Raw genomic sequence first — 24,669 nt, 5'->3', positions numbered from 1 at the left:
TTCCGACTCTATCAGACTCTTTCGTGTCCGATTCCCGGCCGAAGCGGGTCACTGCTTTTTCGCTTTCCAGTTCTTCGCTTTCGCGTTTCCCTTTCCGGCGGTTCCGACTTTACCAGACTCTTTTCCGTACCGTTTCCGGTCCGAATTTGATTCCGGCGACCTGTGGAGTGGTCTTTACCTTTCGGCGGATCCGACTTTATCAGAGATCCTGAGTCGGAATTTCCGCCCCGCTCGGTGTGTCCCGACGCATGGCTGCGCGCGGTGCTTCCCGGTCAGGCGGAGCCGTAAACCTACTGGAGCGGGGCGCCTCGATGCAAATCGAGGCGCCCCGCTCCGGACGGGCGGCGTCGGGTCAGACCTCGACGACGACCGGAAGGATCATCGGACGCCGGCGGTAGGTGTCCGACACCCACTTGCCCACCGTGCGGCGGACCAGCTGCTGGAGCTGGTGCGGCTCCATGACCCCGTCCTGGGCCGACTTGTTGAGGGCCTCCTGGACCTTCGGCACCACGGCGCTGAAGGCGGAGTCGTCGATCCCGGAACCGCGGGCCTGGATGTGCGGCCCGCCCACGATCTTGCCGGACGAACTGTCGACCACGATGAAGACCGAGATGATGCCCTCGTCACCGAGGATGCGGCGGTCCTTCAGGGAGGTCTCGGTGACATCGCCGACCGAGAGGCCGTCCACGTACACGTAGCCGGCCTGGACCTTGCCGACGATCTTCGCCTTGCCGTCGATGAGGTCGACGACCACGCCGTCCTCGGCGATGACGATGTGGTCCTTCGGCACACCCGTCAGCGCGCCGAGTTCGGCGTTGGCGCGGAGGTGGCGCCATTCCCCGTGCACCGGCATCAGGTTCTTCGGCTTGCAGATGTTGTAGAAGTACAGCAGCTCGCCGGCCGACGCGTGACCCGAGACGTGCACCTTGGCGTTGCCCTTGTGGACGACGTTCGCGCCCCAGCGGGTCAGGCCGTTGATCACGCGGTACACAGCGTTCTCGTTGCCCGGGATCAGGGACGACGCCAGGATCACCGTGTCGCCCCGGACGATCCGGATCTGGTGGTCCCGGTTGGCCATGCGCGAGAGCGCGGCCATCGGCTCGCCCTGGGAGCCCGTGCAGACCAGCACGACCTCGTCGTCAGGCAGGTCGTCGAGCGTCTTCACGTCCACGACCAGACCGGCGGGCACCTTGAGATAGCCCAGGTCACGGGCGATGCCCATGTTCCGGACCATGGAGCGTCCGACGAAGGCGACCCTGCGGCCGTATTCGTGGGCGGCGTCCAGGATCTGTTGGATGCGGTGCACGTGGCTGGCGAAGCTGGCCACGATGATGCGCTTCTGCGCGTTGGCGAACACCGTGCGCAGGACGTTGGAGATGTCCCGCTCCGGCGGAACGAATCCGGGCACCTCCGCGTTCGTCGAGTCGGAGAGAAGAAGGTCGATGCCTTCCTCGCTCAGCCTGGCGAAGGCGTGCAGGTCGGTGAGACGGCCGTCCAGAGGGAGCTGGTCCATCTTGAAGTCACCGGTCGCGACGGCCATGCCCGCTGGGGTGCGGATGGCGACGGCGAGAGCGTCCGGGATCGAGTGGTTGACCGCGATGAACTCGCAGTCGAACACGCCGATGCGCTCGCGCTGCCCCTCGGCCACCTCGAGGGTGTAGGGGCGGATCCGGTGCTCCTGGAGCTTGGCCTCGATGAGGGCGAGGGTCAGCTTGGAGCCGATGAGCGGGATGTCCGGCTTCAGGCGGAGCAGATACGGGACGCCGCCGATGTGGTCCTCGTGGCCGTGCGTGAGGACGATGCCCTCGACGTCGTCCAGACGGTCCCGGATAGTGGTGAAGTCCGGCAGGATCAGGTCGATCCCCGGCTGCTCCTCCTCGGGGAAGAGCACACCGCAGTCGACGATGAGCAGACGGCCGCCGTACTCGAAGACCGTCATGTTGCGGCCGATTTCGCCCAGGCCGCCCAGCGGGGTGACCCGCAGGCCGCCCTTGGGGAGCTTCGGCGGGGTACCGAGTTCGGGATGCGGATGACTCAAAAGACTCTCCTCACCACGCACGCCACGTACCGCGGAGGGCACGTGGCGCGCATGTCATTCGTGCACTTGCTGTTGTCAGGTGGTGTTTCCGCCGCGAGTGTCCTCGCGTATTCAGTTGTGAAGTCCGTGGTCAGAGCTGTACCCCACCGGCAGCCAGATCGATCTTGAGCTGGGCCGTCTCCTGCGCGGTGAGTTCCACCAGCGGGAGGCGCAGCGGACCGGCGGGCAGGCCCTGCAGGGTGAGCGCGGCCTTGGCGGTGATCACGCCCTGGGTGCGGAACATCCCGGTGAACACCGGAAGCAGCTTCTGGTGGATCTCCGTGGCCTTCTGCACGTCGCCGCCGAGATGTGCCTCGATGAGCGCGCGCAGCTCCGGGGTGACGACGTGGCCGACGACGGAGACGAAGCCGACCGCGCCGACCGAGAGCAGCGGGAGGTTGAGCATGTCGTCACCGGAGTACCAGGCGAGGCCCGACTCGGCGATGGCCCAGCTGGAGCGGCCGAGGTCGCCCTTGGCGTCCTTGTTGGCGACGATCCTCGGGTGCTCGGCGAGGCGTACGAGCGTCTCTGTGTCGATCGGCACACCGCTGCGGCCGGGAATGTCGTACAGCATCACCGGGAGGTCCGTGGAGTCCGCGATGGCACCGAAGTGCCGCAGGAGGCCCTCCTGCGGCGGCTTGTTGTAGTACGGGGTGACGGCGAGGAGGCCGTGGGCACCGGTGCGCTCGGCGGTGCGGGCCAGCTCGATGCTGTGCCGGGTGTCGTTGGTGCCGACACCTGTGACGACGTGGGCCCGGTCTCCTACGGCTTCCAGCACAGCCCTTACGAGCTGGTCTTTCTCCGCATCGCTGGTGGTCGGGGACTCACCCGTGGTGCCGTTGATGACCAGGCCGTCATTGCCTGCGTCCACCAGATGGGCGGCGAGCCGCTGGGCGCCGTCGAGGTCGAGTACGCCGTCCGCCGTGAAGGGCGTGACCATAGCGGTGAGGACCCTCCCGAAGGGGGTCTGCGGAGTGGAGATCGGAGCCATGGGTAACACGCTACTCGTTGCTCGGAGCGTCGTGTCCCCTCGGGGGGACGCGGAAGAGGAGCCCGGCACTGCCTGCTCGGGGGTTCAGGCAGTGCCGGGTCCGTTTGATCAGCCTAGATGAACTTCACGAAACGTCGCAATATGGACACCGCCTACGGGGCTACACGACCATTTTTGTTGAAGGCGGCATGAGTGAGCGGCATCAGGGTCTGCCAGTGCTGTTCCATCTGCTCGCCGACCATCTCGATCTCGCGCTGCGGGAAGGACGGCACCTTGGCCATCTCGTGCTGCGTGCGCAGGCCGAGGAAGTGCATCAGCGAGCGGGCGTTGCAGGTCGCGTACATCGTGGAGAACAGCCCCACGGGGAGCACGGCGCGGGCCACCTCACGGGCGACACCGGCGGCGAGCATCTCCTGATAGGCGTCGTAGGCCTGGCGGTACGAGTCCTCCATGGCGCGGCTGGTCAGCGTGTGCTGCTCCGGAGTTCCCTCGACGAACTCGTACTTTCCGGGGCGGCCCTGCTGGATCAGCTTGCGGGACTCCCCGGGGACGTAGAAGACCGGCTCGAGCTCCCTGTAGCGGCCCGATTCCTCGTTGTACGACCAGCCCACGCGATGCCGCATGAACTCGCGGAACACGAAGATCGGTGCGCTGATGAAGAAGGTCATCGAGTTGTGCTCGAACGGGCTGCCGTGCCGGTCCCGCATCAGGTAGTTGATGAGCCCCTTGGAGCGCTCAGGGTCCTTGGTGACCTCTTCCAGGGACTGTTCCCCGGCCGTGGACACGCGGGCTGCGAAGAGCACGTCGGAGTCGCCGGCCGCTGATTTCACCAGGTCAACGGTGACATCGCTGCGGAAGTGGGCCTTCGTGGGCTCGGGGGTGTCGGTCACCGGCGGGGGTCCTTCCAATGGCGTCGCTCGGGCGGCGTCCACTCTACGGGCCCGGGAGGCGGCATCCGTCAGCGGGAAATTTTGGACGGGTTCGGCGATTCGGGGCACCGATCCGGCCTCCCGTACGTCTCACTCTGTAGCAGCACCCGTCACAGAGTTCAAGGAGACCTTCCTCATGTTCCGCCGGCGTGAATCCGTCCCGTTCTCGTTCGTTGCCGAGGCCGACCGGTTCCGCAGTAATGTCACTCCCCCTCCCCGCCGGCGCGCCAGCCGCTCCCAGCTGGCCGCTCGTTCCCTCGTAGGGCTCACGCTGATCGCCGGCTTCGCCGGGTCGCTGCTCTTCGGACTGCCCGCCCTCGACACCGACCGGACGCCGTCCCACGGCCAGACGTCCGAGGCCTCCCGACACCGCTGACCCGTACGGGCCCCCTGAGGTGTTCCGCCCGGGGGCTGCTCGGTAGCCTCACCGGGCACAGCAATCGAGCGTGCTTGTGAGTGAGGATCAGTCGTGCCCCTGCCCTTCCTGACGGCCGACCGCGCATTCGACGCGGACGCAGCGGACATCGCACTGCCGTTCGACGACCACGACAGCTGGCGGCGGCCCTACCGCCCCGGCCCGTGGCGGGTCGCGGCGGCAGCCACCCTGCTGCTGCTGGCGTCCTTCGTGCTGCTCGCCGCGATGATCATCACGTTCGCCGGTTCGCTGTCCGGTGCCTCCGTGTGCTTCGCGCTCGCCGCCGTGGCGATCGCCGGCGCACTGCGGCTCCTGCGGGTCGGTGCCTGGGTGAGCCGGCACGGCGTACGCCGGGTGGGCTTCTTCCGTACGACCACGGTGCGGTGGGAGGACACGGCAGCGGTCCGCACGGTCCAGCAGCCGGTGAAGTGGCTCGGCCTGCCGCGCACGGTCCAGGGCCAGGCCCTGACCGTGGTGCGCAGGAGCGGCGAGCCGCTGGCGCCCCTGGTCACCGACCACAACGCGGACTTCCTGGCCCGGGGCGAGGCCTTCGAGCGTGCCACCGACTCGATCGAAGCCTGGGGCGACGAATACCGCACCGGCTGACGCCGGGCCCCGCAGCACACGGACAAGCCGGTACGGCGCCGATCAGGCGCGTACCGGCTTGTCCGCGTGCAGGGCGATGGCGCGCTGCATCGCCTTACGGGCACGTGGGGTGTCCCTGGCGTCCTGGTACGCCACGGCCAGCCGGAACCAGCAGCGCCAGTCGTCGGGGCTGTCCTCGGTCTCCTCACGGCGCCTGGTGAACACGGCGTCGGCCGAATCGCGGTCGATCCGTCCGGACGGGGTGCGCACCAGCTCGTCCACCGGAAGGCCGTTCTCGGCGTCCAGTTCGGCGGCCAGGGCATTGGCCCTGCGGACGAACTGCGTGTTCTTCCAGAGGAACCAGACGCCGATCACCGGCAGGATCAGCACCGCCACGCCGAAGGTGACCGTGAGTAGCGTGCCGTGCCGGATGAGGAGGACGCCGCGGCTGCCGGCCAGGACGAAGTAGAAGACCAGGACGGCGGCGGTGACGACGTAGGTGAGCTTTGCGCGCATGGGGGTCGGGCCCAGTCAGTTCAGGTCGAGGAAGTGTTCGAGGCCGAAGGTGAGGCCCGGAGTGGTCACCACGCGGCGGGTGCCGAGCAGGATGCCCGGCATGAAGCTGCTGTGGTGCAGCGAGTCGTGCCGCAGGGTGAGTGTCTCGCCCTCACCGCCCAGGAGGACCTCCTGGTGGGCGAGGAGGCCGCGGAGCCGGACGGAGTGGACCGGGACGCCGTCCACGTCCGCGCCCCGCGCTCCGTCCAGTGCCGTGGCCGTGGCGTCCGGCTGCGGGGCCGCGCCCGCCTTCTCACGGGCGGCCGCGATGAGCTGGGCGGTGCGGGTGGCGGTGCCGGAGGGGGCGTCCGCCTTGTTCGGGTGGTGGAGCTCGATGACCTCGACGGACTCGAAGTAGCGTGCGGCCCGTTCCGCGAACTTCATGGTGAGCACGGCACCGATGGAGAAGTTCGGTGCGATGAGCACACCGGTCTCCGGCGAGCCGGAGAGCCAGGTGTTCAGCTGCGCGAGCCGTTCGTCGGTCCAGCCCGTGGTGCCGACGACCGCGTGGATGCCGTGCCGGACGCAGAAGTCGAGGTTCTCCATCACCGACGCCGGTGTGGTGAGCTCTACGACCGCCTGGGCACCGGTCTCGGTCAGGGTCTCCAGCGTGTCGCCGCGGCCGAGGGCGGCCACCAGCTCCATGTCGTCGGCGGCCTCGACGGCTCGAACCGCTTCGGATCCGATGCGTCCCTTGGCGCCGAGAACGGCCACGCGCAGCTTGCTCATGTGCTTTGTCCTTACGGGGTGGTTAGGAGACCGCTTCCTGGAGGCGGTCGGCCTGCTTGTCCTTCAGCGGGCCGATGACCGAGAGCGAGGGCCGCTGTCCGAGGACGTCGGCCGCGACGGCCCGGACCTCGTCGGGGGTGACCGCCGCGATCTTCGCCAGCATGTCATCGACGGACATCTGTTCGCCCCAGCAGAGCTCGCTCTTGCCGATCCGGTTCATGAGCGCGCCCGTGTCCTCGAGACCGAGGACCGTGGAACCGGCGAGCTGGCCGACGGCCCGGCCGATCTCCTCGTCGCCGAGGCCGTCCGCCGCCACGCGGTCGAGCTCGTCGCGGCAGATCTTCAGCACGTCGTGGACCTGGCTGGGCCGGCAGCCCGCGTACACGCCGAAGAGGCCGCAGTCGGCGAAGCCGGAGGTGTACGAGTACACGCTGTAGGCGAGGCCGCGCTTCTCCCGTACCTCCTGGAAGAGGCGCGAGCTCATGCCGCCGCCGAGTGCGGTGTTCAGGACACCGAGCGCCCAGCGGCGCTCGTCGGTCCTGGCCAGGCCGGGCATGCCGAGGACGACGTGCGCCTGCTCGGTCTTGCGGTTCAGGAGCTCGACCTTGCCGGCCGCACGCAGGGTGCGGGACCCCTCGCGCGGCGCCGTGGGCACGGCGTCGGTACGGGTGAGTGCGCCCGCACGCTCGAAGGCCCTGCGGACCTGGCGTACGACCGTGGCGTGGTCGACGTTGCCCGCAGCGGCCACCACCAGGTGCGTGGGGTCGTAGTGCTTCTTGTAGAAGCGGGCGATCTGGCCACGGTTCAGCGCGTTGATCGTGTCGACGGTGCCGAGGACAGGACGGCCGAGCGGGGTGTCGCCGAGCATGGTGTGTGCGAACAGGTCGTGCACGCAGTCGCCCGGGTCGTCCTCCGTCATGGCGATCTCCTCGAGGATGACGCCGCGCTCGGCGTCGACGTCCTCGGGGGCGATCAGCGAGCCGGTCAGCATGTCGCAGACGACTTCGATGGCCAGCGGCAGGTCGGTGTCCAGGACCCGCGCGTAGTAGCAGGTGTACTCCTTCGCCGTGAAGGCGTTCATCTCTCCGCCGACCGCGTCGATCGCGGAGGAGATGTCGAGGGCACTGCGCTCGGCGGTGCCCTTGAAGAGGAGGTGTTCGAGGTAGTGCGTCGCACCGTTCAGGGTGGGGGTCTCGTCGCGCGAACCGACGTTGGCCCAGATCCCGAAGGTGGCGGAGCGGACGGAGGGCAGGGTCTCGGTGACGACGCGGAGGCCGCCGGGGAGGACGGTACGGCGGACGGTGCCGATGCCGTTGGTGCCCTTGAGAAGCGTTTGGGTACGGGCGACGGCCCGCCCCTCCGAGGAGGGGCGGGCCGTCGTCACGGAACTACGGGACGTCACTTGTCGGTGTCGTCCTTCTTCTCGTCGGTCTCTTCGCCCTCGATCACGGGGATCAGCGAGAGCTTGCCGCGGGAGTCGATCTCCGCGATCTCGACCTGGACCTTGGAGCCGACACCGAGCACGTCCTCGACGTTCTCCACGCGCTTGCCACCGGCGAGCTTGCGGATCTGCGAGATGTGCAGCAGGCCGTCCTTGCCGGGCATCAGGGAGACGAACGCACCGAAGGTGGTGGTCTTGACGACCGTACCCAGGTAGCGCTCGCCGACCTCCGGCATGGTCGGGTTGGCGATCGCGTTGATCGTGGCGCGCGCGGCCTCGGCCTGCGAGCCCTGCTGGGCACCGATGTAGATGGTGCCGTCGTCCTCGATCGTGATGTCGGCGCCGGTGTCCTCCTGGATCTGGTTGATCATCTTGCCCTTGGGGCCGATGACCTCACCGATCTTGTCCACGGGGATCTTGACGGTGATGATCCGCGGGGCGTTCGGGGACATCTCGTCCGGGACGTCGATGGCCTCGTTCATCACGTCGAGGATGTGGAGGCGCGCGTCACGGGCCTGCTTCAGCGCGGCGGCCAGGACCGAGGCGGGGATGCCGTCGAGCTTGGTGTCGAGCTGGAGCGCGGTCACGAACTGCTTGGTGCCGGCGACCTTGAAGTCCATGTCACCGAAGGCGTCCTCCGCACCGAGGATGTCGGTGAGGGCGACGTAGTGGGTCTTGCCGTCGATCTCCTCGGAGATCAGGCCCATGGCGATACCGGCGACGGCGGCCTTGAGGGGCACACCGGCGTTCAGCAGGGACATGGTGGAGGCGCAGACCGAGCCCATGGACGTCGAGCCGTTGGAGCCCAGCGCCTCGGAGACCTGGCGGATCGCGTAGGGGAACTCCTCGCGCGACGGCAGCACCGGCACGATGGCGCGCTCGGCGAGCGCTCCGTGGCCGATCTCGCGGCGCTTGGGCGAGCCCACGCGGCCGGTCTCACCGACGGAGTACGGCGGGAAGTTGTAGTTGTGCATGTAGCGCTTGCGGGTCACCGGGGAGAGGGTGTCCAGCTGCTGCTCCATGCGGAGCATGTTGAGGGTGGTGACGCCCAGGATCTGGGTCTCGCCACGCTCGAAGAGCGCCGAGCCGTGCACGCGCGGGATGGCCTCGACCTCGGCGGCGAGCGTACGGATGTCCGTGACGCCGCGGCCGTCGATGCGGACCTTGTCCTTGATGACGCGCTCGCGGACCAGCTTCTTGGTCAGTGCGCGGTAGGCACCGGAGATCTCCTTCTCGCGGCCTTCGAAGGCCGGGAGGAGCTTCTCGCCCGCGATCTCCTTGATGCGGTCGAGCTCCGCCTCGCGCTCCTGCTTGCCGGCGATGGTGAGCGCCTTGGCGAGCTGGGTGCTGACGGCCTTGCCGAGCGCCTCCAGGACGTCGTCCTGGTAGTCGAGGAAGACCGGGAACTCGCCGGTGGGCTTGGCGGCCTTGGCGGCGAGGTCGGACTGGGCCTTGCAGAGCGCCTTGATGAAAGGCTTCGCGGCTTCCAGACCGGCGGCGACGACCTCTTCGGTCGGGGCCTCGGCGCCGTCCTTCACGAGCTGGATGGTCTTCTCGGTGGCCTCGGCCTCGACCATCATGATCGCGACGTCGCCGTCCTCGAGGACGCGACCGGCGACGACCATGTCGAAGACGGCGTCCTCGAGCTCGGTGTGCGTCGGGAAGGCGACCCACTGGCCCTTGATCAGGGCGACGCGGGTGGCGCCGATCGGGCCGGAGAAGGGCAGGCCCGCCAGGATGGTGGAGGCGGAGGCGGCGTTGATCGCGACCACGTCGTACAGGTGGTCGGGGTTGAGCGCCATGATCGTCTCGACGATCTGGATCTCGTTGCGCAGGCCCTTCTTGAAGGAGGGGCGCAGCGGGCGGTCGATCAGGCGGCAGGTGAGGATCGCGTCCTCGGAGGGCCGGCCCTCCCGGCGGAAGAAGGAGCCGGGGATCTTGCCGGCCGCGTACTGCCGCTCCTCGACGTCCACCGTGAGGGGGAAGAAGTCGAGCTGGTCCTTGGGCCGCTTGGAAGCGGTGGTGGCCGACAGCACCATGGTGTCGTCGTCCAGGTACGCGACGGCGGAGCCGGCGGCCTGCTTGGCCAGGCGGCCCGTCTCGAAGCGGATGGTGCGGGTGCCGAAAGTACCGTTGTCGATCACGGCTTCGGCGTAGTGGGTCTCGTTCTCCACTAGTGATTTCTCCATACTCGTCGTCTTTCGTCCTGCCGCCCGTGTGGCGGAGGACGGTGCAGGAGAAGCGCGCCGTGTGTGCGGGCCGGTCTTCGATCGAAGCTCCCGGGCGTTTTCCCGGGGGCCACTACCGAGGACCGGCGGCGGCCGTGGCGCGCCTCTCCTCGTTCTGTTGTCGTACGTCCAGGTTACTGAGACTGACCCCGGTCACGCACGTACAGCAAAGGGAGCGGCCCCCTGGAACCGGGGTGCCGCTCCCTCTCACAGCGTCCTTACTTGGCGCCGCCGGCCGCACCGCGGCGGATGCCGAGGCGGTCGACGAGCGCACGGAAGCGCTGGATGTCCTTCTTGGCAAGGTACTGCAGGAGGCGGCGACGCTGGCCGACCAGGATCAGCAGACCACGACGGGAGTGGTGGTCGTGCTTGTGCGTCTTGAGGTGCTCCGTCAGGTCCGAGATCCGGCGGGAGAGCATGGCGACCTGGACCTCGGGGGATCCGGTGTCACCCTCCTTCTGGGCGAACTCGGACATGATCTGCTTCTTCGTAGCGGCGTCGAGCGGCACGCGTACTCCTCTTGATGTTCGATGCGCCCACGAGTGCCCCTGGTCTTGATCTCAGGGGAGCTTCCGTGACTCGGAGGCGAAGGTCCGATGAGCGCAGCCCTCAGGATGATCCGAGGACGCGTACACAAACGGCCACTGGTCAGAGTACCAGCCCTTCGGAGCGCCCCCGACGGGCCGATCAGCTGGTGAGGGCCCGGATCGAGTGGTAGACGTCGAAAACGGCGAGGCACAGCGGGAGCAGCGTCAGGAGTACGCAGGCCTCGGCGATCTCCAGGAAGCGTCCCCAGAACGGCGTGACCCCCTTGCGCGGCACGATCAGCCCTATGGCGGTGATCAGCGCGGCGACTCCGGCGACCGCGGCGGTGAGCCAGATCGTACGGATGTCGAGCCCTGCGCTGTCCCCCTTGAACGCCTCGCGGATCAGTTCGACCGGAGGATTCAGGGAGAGTCCGAGGCCGAGGAGCACGAGTGCGGCGAGGCCGGCCCCCAGTGCACAGCCGACCTGGGCCGTGTAGCGGAACAGGTGGGCGCGCATCAGCATCGCGACACCGGTGGCGAGCGCCAGCAGCTGGCCCCAGACGCTGTCGGAGAAGCCGAGCACCGCGGCGGCTCCCACGGCCACCAGGGCGCACCCTCCGACGAGGCCGAGGAGCAGTTCGTGGCCGCGCCGTGCCTGGGCGGTGATGCGGTCGGCGTCGACCGGGCCCTGCGGCGCCGGGTCGGACGTCCCGTAGTCGCCGACGGTGGTGCGGGGCGGCTCGAAACCGATCGGGAGCCGGGCGAAACGGGTGGAGAGCCCGGGGAGGAAGGCGAGCAGCCCCACGGAGAGAGGGGCGCACAGGGCGGCGGTCTCGGCCGGTTCCATGCCGGTCATGATCGCGATGAAGGTCACGAGCACGCCGATGGCGGACGCGAAGACGAACGCGACGAAGGTGCCGTCGCCCTCGGGGGCGGCGATCATGAGGATCACCGACGCCACCAGCACCGCGGCGCAGGCGAGCAGGAACTGGAGCCTGCCGATGCCCTGGCCCTGGCTGAGCGGCAGGAGTCCGGCACCCGCGACCGCCGCGTTGGCGAGGACGCCGATCCCCAGCGCGATGGACGAGCCACGGTCCGCGTAGACACGCGCGCGTACGCAGGCCAGCGCGAGGAGGAGCAGGGCGGTGACGGCGGCCAGGATGCCCGGCAGCCCGTGCATGTCGTGCCGCACGTCGGAGGTCCACAGCACGAAGCCGAGCAGGACCAGCAGGACCGACCCGCCGAAGAGTCCGGCCGACCGCATGAGGCTGTCGCCCCAGAGGGTGCGGTCCCGGGCCACTGCGCTGGCGACGGCGTCGGAGACGTCGTCGAAGACCGCGGGGGGCAGCGACTCGGAGAAGGGCCGCAGCGACAGCAGCTCGCCGTCGAGGATGCGCTGGCCGGCCAGTGTGCGCCCACTGTCCAGGACGGTGCCGTCACGGCGCACCAGGTGATACCCGACCGGGGCGCCCTGTGCGGGGCTCTGGCCCGCGAGTCGCAGGATCTCCGGGTAGAGGTCGGCCACGGGGATGTCCTCGGGCAGCGCAACGTCGACGCGGCTGTCGGGCGCGACGACCGTGACCCGGCAGAAGCCGGTTCCGTTGCCGGCCGGAACTCCGGGACCCGGCCGCCCGGATCCGGTAGCCGCCGTTTGGGCCGTCATAGTCACGTGCTGCTCCCCCTCATGCTTCTCCTGGACCTCTGCGGACGCACCCTCGAGCCACGGGTTCCGACTGCGTCCCGAATGACCCATTTTTTTGCGGTAGTTAGCGGATGCGTACACGCGTCGCGACACCCTACCGCCCTCGGGTCACCGGGTACGCCAGTAGGATCCTCCCGCGGACGGGGCCCGTCGCCACGGGGGCGCCGATAGGAACAGTTCCGTCCGGCAAGGGAATTGGTGAGCTGTGAGCCAGATCGTCGTCAAGCGCCCACCACGGGCCCTCCCCTCCGAAGTTCCGGGCGAGCAGGTGCAGTTGCAACCTCCGCCCGAGCTGCCCCGCGGGCAGCAGGAGGGGGTGATGATGCAGCTGCTGCCGATGCTCGGCATGGGTGGTTCCGTCGTCTTCTTCTTCATGACGCCGCTCCCGATCATGCGGATCATGGGCATGATCATGATCGCTTCGACGATCGCCATGGCGATCGCGATGATCATCCGTTTCCGGCGCGGCACCCAGGGTGAGCTCGCGGACATGCGGCGCGACTACCTGAAGTACCTGACGCAGACCAGGCGTGCCGTCCTGAGGACGGCACGGCAGCAGCGCGACGCGCAGTTCTACCTGCACCCGTCCCCGGAGCAGCTGTGGGCGCTCGTCGCCGAGGGCAGCCGGGTGTGGGAGCGCCGGGTCGGGGACGCGGACTTCGCGCACGTGCGCATCGGCCTGGGCAGCCAGGAACTCGCCACACCGCTCGTCGCGCCCGAGACCGCGCCCGTCGATGAGCTGGAGCCCCTGACGGCCGGGGCGATGCAGCAGTTCCTCACGACCCACAGCACGCTGGACGGGCTGCCGATGGCGGTCTCGCTCCGCGCCTTCTACCACCTGACGATCAGCGGCGAGGCGGAGTCCGCGCGGGCCACCGCCCGCGCGATGGTCGCGGCACTCGCCTCGCTGCACTCCCCCGAGGACCTGGTCATCGCCGTCGCGACCGGCCGTGACGCCGCTCCGCGCTGGGAATGGACGAAGTGGCTCCCGCACGTCCAGGCGCGGGGCTCGATCGACGGTGCCGGAAGCCGCCGTCTGATCTCCACCAGTGTCGCGGAGCTGGAGGAGATGCTCGCGGGCCGCCTCGACGGCCGGCCCCGCTTCCAGCCCGGTGGCCAGCCGCACCTCGACCAGCCGCACCTCGTCGTCGTACTCGACGGCGAGTCCGTACCGGCGACGTCCGTCCTCGCGTCGGCGGAGGGTCTCCAGGGCGTGACGGTCGTCGAGATCGTCACGGGCCAGGTCAACGGAGCACGCGGCGGTCTCTCCATCGTGGTGGACCCTCACTCGCTGCAGCTGGAGTCGGGGCACGGCCTGGTGTACGACGGCCTGCCCGACCTGCTGAGCCCCGAGGCCGCGGAGGCGCTGGCGAGGCAGCTGGCTCCGCTCCACGTCGCCTCGGGCGGGGACGACGACGAGCCGCTGCTGGCCAATCTGGAGTTCACCGATCTGCTGAACCTCGGTGACGCGGCCTCGGTCGACGTCAGCCGCACCTGGCGGGCGCGTTCGCAGGCGGAGCGGCTCCGGGTCCCGATCGGCGTGGGCGAGGACGGCTCCCCGGTGATGCTGGACCTCAAGGAGGCGGCTCAGGAGGGCATGGGCCCGCACGGGCTGTGCGTGGGCGCCACCGGTTCCGGCAAGTCCGAGCTGCTCCGTACGCTCGTACTCGGCCTCGCCGTCACCCACACCTCGGAGACGCTGAACTTCGTCCTCGCGGACTTCAAGGGCGGTGCCACCTTCGCCGGGATGGCTCAGATGCCGCACGTCGCAGCGGTGATCACCAACCTCGCTGACGACCTGACGCTGGTGGACCGCATGGGCGACTCCATCAGCGGTGAGCTCAACCGGCGTCAGGAGATGCTGCGCGACGCGGGCAACTACGCCAACATCCACGACTACGAGAAGGCGCGCGCCGCGGGTGCCGCGCTGCAGCCCATTCCCTCGCTCGTCCTGGTCATCGACGAGTTCAGCGAACTGCTCACGGCCAAGCCGGACTTCATCGAGATGTTCGTACAGATCGGGCGCATCGGCCGTTCGCTGGGCGTCCACCTGCTCCTGGCTTCGCAGCGCCTCGAGGAGGGGCGGCTGCGCGGCCTGGAGACCTACCTGTCGTACCGGATCGGTCTGCGTACCTTCTCCGCGGGCGAGTCCCGCGCCGCGCTGGGCGTCCCCGACGCCTACCACCTGCCCAACGTCCCCGGTTCCGGCTACCTGAAGTACGGCACCGACGAGATGGTGCGCTTCAAGGCGGCGTACGTCTCGGGCGTGTACCGCTCGGGCGCCCAGCCGGCCGCGTCCTCCGGTCCTCTGCCCGTGGACCGCAGGCCCGCGGTGTTCACCGCGGCTCCGGTGCCGGTGCGTTACGTGCAGCCGACGGCCCAGGCCGGCGTACCCGATGCGCGCAGGGCCGAGGACGACGCCCTGGCCGACACGGTGCTCGACGTGATCGTGCGCCGGCTGGAGGGCCGGGGTGCCTCCGCGCACCAGGTGTGGCTGCCTCCGCTGGACAATCCGCCGTCGCTGGACGAGCTCCTGCCGGGGCTCTCCGCGGTCGAGGGCCGGGGGCTGACCCAGCCCGGGTTCGAGGGCTCGGGCCGTCTCGTCGTACCGCTGGGTGTGGTCGACAAGCCGTACGAGCAGCGCCGCGACACGCTCTACCGGGACTTCTCCGGTGCGGCGGGCCACATGCAGATCACCGGCGGCCCGCAGTCCGGCAAGTCCACGCTGCTGCGCGCGCTCATCGCGGGCTTCGCCCTCACCCACACGCCGCACGAGGTCCAGATCTACGGACTCGACTTCGGTGGCGGTGGCATGGCCTCGGTCTCCGGTCTGCCGCACGTCGGAGGGGTCGCCTCACGGCTCGACCCCGAACGTGTGCGTCGTACGGTCGCCGAGGTGTACGGAATCATGGCGCGCCGTGAGGAGTACTTCCGCAGCGCGGGCATCGACTCCATCGCCACCTTCCGCAGGCTGCGGGCGCGTGGCGAGATCTCGGTGACGGACCAGCCGTGGGGCGACGTCTTCCTCATCATCGACGGCTGGGGCAACTTCCGGACGGACTACGAGGCTCTGGAATCGGCGGCCGTGGACATCGCGCAGCGCGGCCTCGGCTACGGCATCCACCTCATCGTCACGGCGTCGCGGTCCATGGAGGTCCGGGCGAACCTGAAGGACCACCTGATGAACCGGCTCGAACTGCGGCTCGGTGACGTCATGGACTCGGAACTCGACCGCAAGGCCGCGGTCAACGTGCCCCCCGGCGTCCCCGGACGCGGGCTCACGCCGGAGAAGCTGCACTTCATGGCAGCGGTACCGCGCATCGACGGCATCAACTCCGACAGCGACCTCTCCGAGGCCACGGCGGCCATGAACCAGGAGGTCGCCCGCCACTGGACCGCCGCTCCGGCCCCGGCCGTCCGGCTGCTGCCCCGCGAACTCCCGGTGCACGAGCTGCCCGCGGGCTACGCGCAGCCGGAGCGGGGCATCGCGTTCGCCATCGACGAGAACAACCTGGAGCCGGTCTTCCTCGACTTCGAGCGGGACCCCTTCTTCCTGGTGTTCGGCGAGAGCGAGTCCGGCAAGTCCAACCTGATGCGCCTGCTCATCAAGCAGATCACCGAGAGGTACGACGGCAACTCCGCGAAGTTCTTCGTCATCGACAACCGGCGTGCGCTGCTGGACGTCACCCCGGCGACGCACCTCGCGGAGTACGTGCCCATGTCCAACAACATGGAGCACCACGCTGACGCGCTGTACGACCTGATGAAACGGCGTACGCCCTCACCCGAGGTCACGGCCCAGGAGCTGCGTGAGCGCAGCTGGTGGAGCGGGCCGACGGTGTACGTGGTCGTGGACGACTACGACCTGGTCTCGACGTCCAGCGGGAACCCGCTGGCGAAGCTCACCGAGATGCTGCCGTTCTCCCGCGACGTGGGCGTGCGGTTCATCATCGCCCGCAGCACGGCGGGAGCGAGCCGTGCGCTGTACGAGCCGTTCATGCAGCGCATGCTGGAACTGGGGGCGCAGGGCGTGGTCCTGTCGGGCGACCCCGTCGAGGGCGATGTGCTGGGCAACGTACGTCCGCGTCCCATGCCGCCGGGGCGCGGAATCTTCGTCACCCGGCGTCGCGGGAATCCGCTGGTGCAGACGGGGCTCATGGACGGGGAACGGTAGGACGCCCGGCAGGGCGCGCAGCGGTGACGGGGCGGGCGGTGACAGGGGGCGAGATGCCGCTGTCACCGCCCGTACCTGCGCCGGGCGTAGAGGCAGAAGAGATTCCGAAGCTCAGCATTCCGCTTACTGACTGATGGGGGTCCGCACATGGCATGGGCCGAGTGGGAACAGTTGAAGGCCGAAGCGGCTGACAAGGCCGGCACGCAGATGCGGCTGAACAAGGCCGGGCCCGGAGGCGGTGGAGGTAAGAAGGGCGACCTCGCGGTCAACCAGACCGACCTGTCAGGCGTACGTGACGATGCCCAGAAGCTGCACACTCGCTTGTGGAAGGAGGCCCGTGTGGCGGTGCCTCCCAGCGAAACGGCGGCAGGCGACCTCACCAAGCAGGGCTTCGAACTCGGTGGCGCTCTCCAGCACGTGGCGCATCGGTGGGACATACAGCTCAAGTCCCTCAGGGACGCGTGTGGGCACATAGCGAACCACGTCGACTTCACGAAGTACGTGCACGAGAGTGACGACCAGTACGTCCGGACCAGGGTCAGCAGTATCGCCGCGCTCGACCAGGCCTTCGACGACGACAACGCGCCCAAGGGTGAGAAGAACAAGGCGGACAACTGATGGATTTCGAGACCCTGCGCTTCGCCAAGTTCGGACAACTGGACGCGGCTGTCACCGACTGGTCGACGATGGTGACGAACCTTGCCGCCCTCAAAGAGGATGCCCGGGACGGCCTCAAGGCAAAGGCCGACAAGGCCGACTGGTCAGGCGACAACGCCAATGTCACCAAAGGGTTCGTCGACAAGACGGTGCGGGAGTTCGACGACGCGCACAAACAGGCCAAGTCCCTGTGGAACATTCTCAAGGACATGCGCAACGAGCTGAAGTCGTACCGGAGTCAGCTCGATGAGGCCGTGGAACGTGGGTTGAAGAAGAACCTCACGGTCTCAGCAAGTGGCGGGGGCGGGTTCACGGTGTCCACGCGCATCGGCCCCAGCAGCACGGGGATCGCCTCCCCCGAAGACAACGAGAGTGCCATGAACGCCCTCCGCACCGAGATCCAGAACATCCTCGGCAAGGCGACCGAGAGCGATCACACGGGCTCGGTGGCCCTCAAGGCCCTGTCCGACCAGGCTGAACTCGGATTCACGGGCGCCGAATACAAGGACCGGGACTCCGCGGACAACGCGATCAAGCAGGCCGACGCGTTGGCGGTTATCGCGAAGAAGGACCCCACCGACCTCACCGTCAAGGAATTCGACAGGCTGAACGCCGGGCTCAAGAAGATGTCGGGCGACGAACTGTTCAGCGCCCGTTTCGCGGAGAAGCTCAAAGCGCAGGGGATGTTGGATTTCTGGGCGGAGCTGAACACCCCGAGGCCCACCGACCTGCACAGCGCCCGGGGTGACCAGTACGACGAGCTGCAAAAGAGCCTCAGCCTGACCCTGGCCACCGCCACCCAGAGCGACAGCCGGGGGATGACGGACTGGAAGCGGGACATGGTGGATCTCGGCGGCCAGCCCATCGCAAGGGGATCGAACACCGTGGGATTCCAGGTGATGAGCAATCTGATGCGATGGGGAAACTTCGACAACAAGTTCCTCGACGACTACGGAAACGAACTGATCAAGACCGAGAAGGAGCGCACGGACAACGGCCGTCACGGCGCCTGGCGCACCGGAAGCCCCATGGATCCCGTCCTCAACCGCACGGGCTCGGATTCCGGAACGGACCCGATGACGGGCTTCATGAAGGCTCTGTCGAGCAGCCCTGATGCTGCAACGGAGTTCTTCAACGACACCTTCCTGACGAAGGAGGAGGATCACGAGTTCAAGGAAGACACCGATGGGGACGGGAAGAAGGGGATGAGGGAGCTCAGCAACTTCGATTATCTCTTCGGTGAGCGGGACTGGCCGGAGGACAAGAACAACAAGGGGGACGACAGCATCGCCGGGAGGAACTTTATGGCCCAGGCCATCGAGGCAGCTACGACCGGGCACCCGGCCGGAGAAATGCCTACTCAGGATACGCCGGCACACAACGCGGAGCAGGCAGCACTGACGAAGAGCCTGATTGAGGCGATTTCAGAGAAGCCCGAGCTGTTGGGCAATCACAGTTACATGTCTGACAGCGTCGGCCAGATTGCCGCAGAATACATGCCTGACATTTTTCGTTCAATCAATCCGAATGAAAAAGGTCAAGACAATCTTTTTCCCATTGCAGGCTCCGCAGTATCGGTGGGGGAATCCGACACCACGCGCTTCCTTTACATGCTGGGGCGGAACCCCGAAGGCTACGCGGCAGTAAACGTCGGGCAGCACAGTTATACGACTCACCTCATGGAGTACCACTTCCGGAATCCTGACGCGTTCGTCACCGACCCGAGCGTTCCACAGAGCGAGAACCTTAAGCAAACAATCGGATTGACCGCAACGGCGGCCGGAGAAATCCAGGGAACCATTGGCGCGGGTCGCTCATACGAGGCAGAAGTGGAAGGCGGAGCCAAAGACGCTGAGTACAACAAAGCAATTGAGGCCACGAGCACCTGGGTCGGCAGCACTGTTGGCATCGGTATTGGCATTGGAACAGCATCGATGCTTGGTCCAGGCGGGGTGATCGTGGGGGGAGTGGCCGGTACCGCTGCAGACGAAATTATTAGCGGATTCACAGAAGGAACGATGAGAGATAAATCCGGGGATGTCATCTACAGCAACGGGCAGGCAATGGACGCAACAAAGGAATCCACCTACAAGCTCATAGAGGAGGCCGCCATAAAAGCTGGCGAGCAGTCAGGGAACCCCTCCCCGCACATCGTAGCTTCCGTAGCACCCGCAGCAGAGTCGGGATTCACTAACGCCACCTCCAACATTCGCAACTCAATCGACGGCGAAGGAAAGCCGGGCGAACTCGAGGAGAAGAAATAATTTATGCGTAAGAGCAGAGTGCGAAATATTGCAGCGAGTTTGGCCACAGTGACGGCCCTTGCGGTCGGGGCTGCCTACCTTCTTGACATCCCCCCGTTCGAAGACGTCGGGATCATCGATGCAGAAGACGTATGCGAGAACCTCGGCACCTCGAATAGGGTGGCGACCAGCCTCCAGGAAATAGCCCCACGCAAACCGGAGTACTCGTTTAGGGAACAAAAAAACTTGGGGGGGAGGATCAGTTATTTCTCTGGCTGCCACGCCTGGACGGGAGACATGGAATTTCTGGTTACGCGAACCGAGTACACAGACCTGGGTGGCACATTCTCCGACTGGGCCAATGGGCCGGCAAGTAAAATGATCGACATCGAAAACCCTAAGAATTTCGATAGGTTCGACATCAGCACGAACAGATGGGGCGTCGTATCGCAGAGAAAGGTGGCCCTTTCCGCCCCTTGCTTCGCTGAAGATAAGAGGAGCCTCACCACTATCGTCGTATTGTGGGTTACAGCTGAGGAAAGAAAAAATGACCGGTATCGCAAAGAGATGATCACCTTGGCCACCAGTGCAGCGAAATATGCCCACAAGGACGCTCGCTGCACTCTCCCTTTCGAGGCTTAAAGGCTGAATCGGAAGAAATCACCGCAAGACCCACCAACACATCCTCGGTACCTACGCATCAGAAACTCATTGGGTTCACTCGTCGAGGGTGTAGCGGACGTGCGGGGCTGTGAAGTAGCCCGTGATGAAGTGGGGTTGGCGTTGCCGACGGTGGAAGAACCTGCGCGTCTCGGCGGCGAGTTCGGTTCGTCTCCTGGCCCGGTGAGTGTGGGGCAGGCTGCGCTTGAGGTCGGCGTTGAGGAGCTCGTCCGGGTTCAGTTCCGGTGAGTACGCGGGCAGGAAGTGCAGCTCGATCTTGTCCTCATGATCGGCGAGCCAGGACCGGACAGTCTTCGAGCGGTGGGCCGAGTGCCGGTCGACGATCAGATGGACCTTCCGGTAGAAGAGTCCGACGATGCGTGCGAGGAAGCGACACATGACCGTCGCGTCGAACGGCTCGGTGAAGACCATGAAATGCATCCGGCCGCGGGTGCTGATCGCGGACATCGTGTTCGCAGAGAACCGGTTCCCGGTACGGCGAACCACCGGAGTCCTTCCCTTGGCACCCCAGCCCAGGGACGGATAGGCCGACTGATCTTCAAGCTGTACGGGTCCGCTTCACCGAGCCCCGGGTGGGCAAGAACCTCAAGCGCTGGGGGCTGACCTTCCAGCGGCCGGAGAAGCGGGCCGGCGAGCAGAATCCGGAAGCCGTCCGAGCGTGGCACGAGGAGACCTGGCCGGCGATCCGGGCTCGGGCGAAGGCCGATGACGGCGAGATCCTGTCTCTGACCAGGTCGGGGTCCTTTCGGACCAGGTCACCGGCCGCACCGTCCACAGTTGACCAGAAAGCCCCAGGCCGGACGGGGTGTGATCCAGGACCGCCTGCCGCACGGCGGCCTGCTCAGCCTCCGACAGAACCTGATGTTCATCCGCGCGCCCACTCCGCGGCACGGACAACAGCGCATCCCGCCTGCCGGCCCGCCACCTCACCCACCAGTTGTCCACGGCCCTGAACGACACCTTGAACAGGTCCGCGACCTCCACCCGATCACGGCCCTCCACCAGCCGACACCGCCAGCAACGGCACGGCCTCCTGCGCGTCCGGCGACCAAGTCCGCGCGTCCGCAACCAGATCACTCACACACCATCAACAAGCCTGAACCTACAGCGTTCGGATCAATGCCTGACAAGAGTCACTTTCGGGCCACCTGCGCGCCCAGGGCGATCAAGCGCAAAGACGGCGTGATCAACCGCTTTAGCGCCATTCACGAGCACCGGAGACCTAGCCGGACGCCACGGCTCCCTGACAGCAAGGGCACCAGCCCGTGGCCCAACCCGGCTTGAATCAGTTGTACCCGTTCGTCTTACACCTTGCTAACTTCCGGGTCTCAGAGGCATCGGTTACGTACATGCGAAAGGGCGGTACATGACCTCCCCAGCTCCAGCGCCGAAGATCCCTCAGCTGTGGGTCCCGCTCCCGTCGGGGATCCACCCGAGGTGGCGTGAGATCGACGATCGTTCGGCCGACTGGCTCGATCGATTCGGCCTCTACTCGGACCGGGCACAACGTGACCGGCTGACACGCATCTCCGTCGGTGAGATCACGAGCCGCGGTGCCCCGTCCGGGCGTATGGCGGGCTTGCAGTGGACCTCCGACTTCCTGATGTGGCTCTTCGCGTTCGACGACGAGTACTGCGACGAGGGGCCGGTAGCGGCATCCCCGGATGCCACCCTGCTCATCATCACGAAGCTTCAACGCGTCGTCGAAGTCCCCTGGGCCGCCACCATCGACGACAACTACAGCGCCGCACTGCTCGAGTTACGTCTGCGGCTCGACGACCTCACCACACCCGTGCAGACCGCCCGCTGGGCCGCCAGCTTCCGTGCCTACCTACAGGGCCAGATCTGGATGGCCGCGAACGGCGCCCACGGGCGGGTTCCCAGCCTCTCCGACCATCTGGCAGTCCGGCTCGACTCCTCCGGCGTCAAGATCTTCTCGACGCTCAGCGAGATCATCCACGGATACGACCTCTCCGCGGCCGACTACGAACGGCACGACGTCCGCGCGTTCGTCGAGGTCTTCGCGGCGATCATCGGCTGGTCCAACGACCTCGTCTCGTACCACAAGGAGCGCCAACGCAGCCAGGAGGGATACGGGAACATCGTCGATCTGATCGCCTACGAACGAGACTGCTCCCTCGACGAAGCGGTGAGCGAGACCGCCGTCATGCACACCCGTGCCATGGCCCTGTACCTCCGTCTCCGCGACCAGATACTCCGCGACGCCGGCTCCGAACTTCACCGGTGGATCACGGACTGCGACTCCTGGATCCGCGCCGACTACGACTGGTCCCTCACCACCAACCGCTACGTCAATCCGGAGAACCCCGCCGACCTTCCGGCCGGCAGTGCGGCCTCCCCGTTCCAGGAACAGGAAGCGCACCAGCCTCTGCCGATCGCCAGTGTCGCCTGGTGGTGGAACCTGCTGGACGAGCGGTGACCTGAGCCGGCTCGGCGGCTGCGGACACTTTGGGCGTACCGGGGGCCTCTCCTTCCTGGAGGGTCCTTCGGCGTGCGCCATGGCGCACAGGACGCCCCCAGCGCGCCGGAGTCTCGCACCTTGTTCATTGCGGGTGCACACGGGCTCACGACACAGGTCAGGGTGGGCACCTCCCGTGCGTGCCCACCCTGACCTGTCAGTTCGCTCTTCGAGATCTACTCGAAGTTGGCCCTCGCCCGCTTGTCGCCGCCCTGGTAGGCGGCGCCGGCGTCGCGCACCTTGCGGGAGATCTCGGCCAGAGCCTTCTCGATCGCCTCGGCGTCACGGTCCCAGCCGGCCCGCGACGCGTCGTACGCCGACTTGGCCTCGCCAACCCAGAGCTCGGACGCACTCGCGACCACTCGCTTGATCGCCGCGAGGTCCTCCTGAAGCTGCCTGCCCTGCCGGTCGATGTCACCAGCCGCCTGCTCCAGGCTCGAGTAAGTGACAACCATCGTGCCGTCGTTGGTCGGCATACGGTCCTCCAGTTCAATCTAGTTCGATGTGATGGTCCGTACGTGGTACGGATGCCGCAAGGTTCAGAATTTGTTGAACGCCGAGGGCGGCGGGGTGATGGCCGCGGTCTTGGCCTCCGCGCCGGCCGAGTAGCCCTCGACGACGTCGACGCCCTGGAGGGCCTGCCTGATCTCGTCCTCGGTGTTGCCCGAGATGACTCGGGCCGCCTTGATGGCTTCCTGGAAATTGGCCATCCGGACGGCGATGTTGCCCATCCTCCGGTTGATTTCATCCTGCTTGCTGTTGAAGGCGGTGGCGCCAATACCCTTCCAGGCGCCTTCCAGGCTGTCGATCGTCCCCTGCAGCGTCTTGATCTGACCCTTTACGGAGTCGAACCGCCTGGAGAGCTCGCCCTCGATCTTGATGAGCGCATCATCTGAAAGCTTCTGATCTGCCATGGTGCTGGCTTCCTTTCTGGTGCTTTTCGGTCCGGCGTCACCGCCGGAGGCATATGGGAGGAACTGCGGTCAGTCAGGCGGTACGGCGCCTGCGAACGAGAACGAAAGCACCGCCGCCGAGTACGAGCACTACTGCCACTCCGCCGAGGACCAGGCCCAGTTGACTGTCGTCGTTCTTCTCAGTGCTGGAGCCTGCCATGGAAGCATCCTCCGCCTTGTCCTTCTTCTCGGGCTGTGACGAAGCTGATGCGGAAGCGGCCGGCGACGCCGTGGATCCGGACGTCTTCTCCTTGGTGAGAGGGCTGATGTCCGGGGCACCGGGAGTTCCCTTGCCCTTGAGGATGTTGACGGCGGGGCGAATGATGCCGTGACCGAGGTAGTTGCTGAGCGTGCCCTTTTCCCAGTCACCTCGCCCGGCCGTGTCGAAGAGGACGTTGAGGACTTGGTTGGCTGTCCAGTCGGGGTGGGCGGACCAGATCAGGGCAGCAGAGGCCGAGGTGATGGCTGTGGCCTGACTGGTGCCGCCCACGGAGTCGCAGTACTTCTCAAACTTTGAGTCGCACCACGTTGGAATTCCGTCCCCGGGGGCCGCAATATCTACGCTGTCACCATGCTGGGAGTATGTGGAGACCTTGCCGCTGCTATCAGTCGAAGCAACACCTACGACTTGCGGGTACGAAGCGGGAAACCCTTCCTTGTTTCCCTTCTTCGCGTTATTCCCGACTGACGCGAATAGCAGCTTTCCCTTACCCTGCGCGTACTCCACAGCTTCGCGCTCTTCGGAGGTCAGGAATTCACTGCTAAACGACATACTGATGATCTGCGCCTCACTGTCTGCTGCAGATCGGATCGCATCTCGCGTGTCGTACGCGTTCACGGACTTTTGGTTCTGTAGCGCTGTGTCGGTAATTCGGAAGGGAATAATCTTCGCCCCTGGAGCAAGACCCTGCAGGCCTCCCCCTTTTCCCGTTCCTGCAATCAACTCAGCCATGGTGGTGCCGTGTCCGCCGTTGTCGTCGTACTCGTCACCGTCGGTCCCCGAGGCATCGAACCCTTTGAGTACCTGCCCCTTCAGAGACGGCGTCAGAGGGTTGACCCCCGAGTCGATGACAGCAACTTTGATGCCTTCTCCTGTGGTCGTCTTCCACATCTCTTCGGCATGCATGGGCCCGAGATACCACTGTTTCGACTGCACATCCTCAGCAATCGCAGCCGGAGCAACCCCTACGAATCCGACACTCCAGGCGGCGGCCGCGGCCATCGTGCCGAGCAGACGCCCTCGCAATCCGAGAGGCACACGGCGCTTGCGGGTCTGGCTCATTACTGCTGTCATCCTGACTTC

General features: G+C 66.7%; 21 protein-coding genes and 1 pseudogene. 8 read left to right on the top strand and 14 right to left on the bottom strand.

Features of this window, described 5'->3' with window-relative positions:
• Positions 1–352 precede the first annotated feature (352 nt).
• The 3 genes from JOC24_RS25610 to thyX all read right to left on the bottom strand — a co-directional run bounded on the left by JOC24_RS25610 (position 353) and on the right by thyX (position 3,958).
• Entirely contained in the window at positions 353–2,038 is a 1,686-nt protein-coding gene (locus tag JOC24_RS25610; protein ID WP_205022745.1) for a ribonuclease J, read from the bottom strand.
• Between the two features lie 130 nt (positions 2,039–2,168).
• On the bottom strand, positions 2,169–3,068 hold the full coding sequence (gene dapA, locus JOC24_RS25605; RefSeq protein WP_205022744.1) for a 4-hydroxy-tetrahydrodipicolinate synthase: 900 nt from the start codon (positions 3,066–3,068) through the stop codon (positions 2,169–2,171).
• Between the two features lie 152 nt (positions 3,069–3,220).
• Entirely contained in the window at positions 3,221–3,958 is a 738-nt protein-coding gene (thyX, locus tag JOC24_RS25600) for an FAD-dependent thymidylate synthase (RefSeq protein ID WP_205022743.1), read from the bottom strand.
• Positions 3,959–4,133: 175 nt separating this feature from the next.
• On the opposite strand from thyX, the gene JOC24_RS25595 reads away from it, so the two are divergent.
• Positions 4,134–4,373 (top strand): hypothetical protein, encoded by a 240-nt coding sequence (locus JOC24_RS25595; RefSeq protein WP_205022742.1) that lies wholly within the window; start codon positions 4,134–4,136, stop codon positions 4,371–4,373.
• A gap of 93 nt (positions 4,374–4,466) precedes the next feature.
• A complete protein-coding gene (locus tag JOC24_RS25590) occupies positions 4,467–5,018 on the top strand; it encodes a hypothetical protein (RefSeq protein ID WP_205022741.1) in 552 nt (183 codons plus the stop codon).
• Between the two features lie 42 nt (positions 5,019–5,060).
• Here the strand turns inward: JOC24_RS25590 and JOC24_RS25585 are convergent, their stop codons facing one another.
• The 6 genes from JOC24_RS25585 to eccD all read right to left on the bottom strand — a co-directional run bounded on the left by JOC24_RS25585 (position 5,061) and on the right by eccD (position 12,140).
• Positions 5,061–5,513, bottom strand: a complete 453-nt coding sequence (locus JOC24_RS25585) for a tetratricopeptide repeat protein (protein WP_205022740.1) — start codon at positions 5,511–5,513, stop codon at positions 5,061–5,063.
• Between the two features lie 15 nt (positions 5,514–5,528).
• Positions 5,529–6,281 (bottom strand): 4-hydroxy-tetrahydrodipicolinate reductase, encoded by a 753-nt coding sequence (dapB, locus tag JOC24_RS25580; protein WP_205022739.1) that lies wholly within the window; start codon positions 6,279–6,281, stop codon positions 5,529–5,531.
• 22 nt (positions 6,282–6,303) lie between these two features.
• Entirely contained in the window at positions 6,304–7,683 is a 1,380-nt protein-coding gene (locus tag JOC24_RS25575) for a M16 family metallopeptidase (RefSeq protein ID WP_205022738.1), read from the bottom strand.
• A complete protein-coding gene (locus JOC24_RS25570) occupies positions 7,680–9,896 on the bottom strand; it encodes a polyribonucleotide nucleotidyltransferase (RefSeq protein ID WP_205022753.1) in 2,217 nt (738 codons plus the stop codon). Before JOC24_RS25570 ends, JOC24_RS25575 begins: the two co-directional genes overlap by 4 nt.
• A gap of 272 nt (positions 9,897–10,168) precedes the next feature.
• Positions 10,169–10,459 (bottom strand): 30S ribosomal protein S15, encoded by a 291-nt coding sequence (rpsO, locus tag JOC24_RS25565; protein WP_003965855.1) that lies wholly within the window; start codon positions 10,457–10,459, stop codon positions 10,169–10,171.
• 178 nt (positions 10,460–10,637) lie between these two features.
• Positions 10,638–12,140: a type VII secretion integral membrane protein EccD gene (eccD, locus tag JOC24_RS25560; protein ID WP_205022752.1), complete on the bottom strand. Its 1,503-nt coding sequence runs from the start codon at positions 12,138–12,140 to the stop codon at positions 10,638–10,640.
• 244 nt (positions 12,141–12,384) lie between these two features.
• Here eccD and eccCa point away from each other — a divergent pair, with 244 nt between their 5' ends.
• The 4 genes from eccCa (at position 12,385) to JOC24_RS25540 (ending at position 19,895) form a co-directional block, all read left to right on the top strand.
• Positions 12,385–16,353: a type VII secretion protein EccCa gene (gene eccCa, locus JOC24_RS25555; protein ID WP_205022737.1), complete on the top strand. Its 3,969-nt coding sequence runs from the start codon at positions 12,385–12,387 to the stop codon at positions 16,351–16,353.
• 147 nt (positions 16,354–16,500) lie between these two features.
• Complete coding sequence (locus JOC24_RS25550; protein ID WP_205022736.1) at positions 16,501–16,971, top strand: hypothetical protein; 471 nt, start codon at positions 16,501–16,503, stop codon at positions 16,969–16,971.
• Positions 16,971–19,274 carry a DUF6571 family protein gene (locus JOC24_RS25545; RefSeq protein WP_205022735.1) on the top strand — a complete coding sequence of 768 codons (2,304 nt, stop codon included), beginning with the start codon at positions 16,971–16,973 and terminating at the stop codon, positions 19,272–19,274. Before JOC24_RS25550 ends, JOC24_RS25545 begins: the two co-directional genes overlap by 1 nt.
• Positions 19,275–19,277: 3 nt before the next feature.
• Positions 19,278–19,895: a hypothetical protein gene (locus JOC24_RS25540; RefSeq protein WP_205022734.1), complete on the top strand. Its 618-nt coding sequence runs from the start codon at positions 19,278–19,280 to the stop codon at positions 19,893–19,895.
• A gap of 75 nt (positions 19,896–19,970) precedes the next feature.
• Here the strand turns inward: JOC24_RS25540 and JOC24_RS25535 are convergent, their stop codons facing one another.
• A complete protein-coding gene (locus JOC24_RS25535; protein WP_307792757.1) occupies positions 19,971–20,420 on the bottom strand; it encodes an IS630 family transposase in 450 nt (149 codons plus the stop codon).
• Between the two features lie 86 nt (positions 20,421–20,506).
• Here JOC24_RS25535 and JOC24_RS34280 point away from each other — a divergent pair, with 86 nt between their 5' ends.
• On the top strand, positions 20,507–20,887 hold the full coding sequence (locus JOC24_RS34280; protein WP_374104524.1) for a winged helix-turn-helix domain-containing protein: 381 nt from the start codon (positions 20,507–20,509) through the stop codon (positions 20,885–20,887).
• On the opposite strand, the pseudogene JOC24_RS34275 reads toward JOC24_RS34280, so the two are convergent.
• Positions 20,868–20,918, bottom strand: a pseudogene (locus tag JOC24_RS34275) (hypothetical protein); the annotation flags it as partial. The gene JOC24_RS34280 and the pseudogene JOC24_RS34275 overlap by 20 nt on opposite strands.
• A gap of 382 nt (positions 20,919–21,300) precedes the next feature.
• Here JOC24_RS34275 and JOC24_RS25525 point away from each other — a divergent pair.
• A complete protein-coding gene (locus JOC24_RS25525; protein ID WP_205022733.1) occupies positions 21,301–22,374 on the top strand; it encodes a (+)-(1(10)E,4E,6S,7R)-germacradien-6-ol synthase in 1,074 nt (357 codons plus the stop codon).
• 215 nt (positions 22,375–22,589) lie between these two features.
• Here JOC24_RS25525 and JOC24_RS25520 read toward each other — a convergent pair whose 3' ends face one another.
• The 3 genes from JOC24_RS25520 to JOC24_RS25510 form a co-directional block, all read right to left on the bottom strand.
• The gene (locus tag JOC24_RS25520) at positions 22,590–22,889 is read right to left on the bottom strand and encodes a WXG100 family type VII secretion target (RefSeq protein ID WP_205022732.1); all 300 of its coding nucleotides are present in this window, start codon (positions 22,887–22,889) and stop codon (positions 22,590–22,592) included.
• 63 nt (positions 22,890–22,952) lie between these two features.
• Positions 22,953–23,327: a WXG100 family type VII secretion target gene (locus JOC24_RS25515; protein ID WP_205022731.1), complete on the bottom strand. Its 375-nt coding sequence runs from the start codon at positions 23,325–23,327 to the stop codon at positions 22,953–22,955.
• 73 nt (positions 23,328–23,400) lie between these two features.
• Complete coding sequence (locus JOC24_RS25510; protein WP_205022730.1) at positions 23,401–24,660, bottom strand: S8 family serine peptidase; 1,260 nt, start codon at positions 24,658–24,660, stop codon at positions 23,401–23,403.
• Positions 24,661–24,669: the final 9 nt, after the last annotated feature.

The sequence above is a fragment of the Streptomyces sp. HB132 genome, assembly GCF_016909575.1.
Taxonomy (GTDB): Bacteria; Actinomycetota; Actinomycetes; order Streptomycetales; family Streptomycetaceae; genus Streptomyces.
The sequence above is the reverse complement of the archived record's forward strand: the minus strand, read 5'-3'. Positions and strand labels throughout refer to the sequence as shown.

Excerpts from the sequence above, each read along its gene's own strand:
- JOC24_RS25595 (WP_205022742.1), top strand. The coding sequence starts at position 4,134 with ATGTTCCGCCGGCGTGAATCCGTCCCGTTCTCGTTCGTTGCCGAGGCC.
- JOC24_RS25515 (WP_205022731.1), bottom strand. The coding sequence starts at position 23,327 with ATGGCAGATCAGAAGCTTTCAGATGATGCGCTCATCAAGATCGAGGGC.
- dapB (WP_205022739.1), bottom strand. The coding sequence starts at position 6,281 with ATGAGCAAGCTGCGCGTGGCCGTTCTCGGCGCCAAGGGACGCATCGGA.
- JOC24_RS25540 (WP_205022734.1), top strand. The coding sequence starts at position 19,278 with ATGCGTAAGAGCAGAGTGCGAAATATTGCAGCGAGTTTGGCCACAGTG.
- JOC24_RS25550 (WP_205022736.1), top strand. The coding sequence starts at position 16,501 with ATGGCATGGGCCGAGTGGGAACAGTTGAAGGCCGAAGCGGCTGACAAG.
- dapA (WP_205022744.1), bottom strand. The coding sequence starts at position 3,068 with ATGGCTCCGATCTCCACTCCGCAGACCCCCTTCGGGAGGGTCCTCACC.
- JOC24_RS25525 (WP_205022733.1), top strand. The coding sequence starts at position 21,301 with ATGACCTCCCCAGCTCCAGCGCCGAAGATCCCTCAGCTGTGGGTCCCG.
- JOC24_RS25585 (WP_205022740.1), bottom strand. The coding sequence starts at position 5,513 with ATGCGCGCAAAGCTCACCTACGTCGTCACCGCCGCCGTCCTGGTCTTC.
- JOC24_RS25545 (WP_205022735.1), top strand. The coding sequence starts at position 16,971 with ATGGATTTCGAGACCCTGCGCTTCGCCAAGTTCGGACAACTGGACGCG.
- JOC24_RS25510 (WP_205022730.1), bottom strand. The coding sequence starts at position 24,660 with ATGACAGCAGTAATGAGCCAGACCCGCAAGCGCCGTGTGCCTCTCGGA.
- eccD (WP_205022752.1), bottom strand. The coding sequence starts at position 12,140 with ATGACGGCCCAAACGGCGGCTACCGGATCCGGGCGGCCGGGTCCCGGA.
- JOC24_RS25520 (WP_205022732.1), bottom strand. The coding sequence starts at position 22,889 with ATGCCGACCAACGACGGCACGATGGTTGTCACTTACTCGAGCCTGGAG.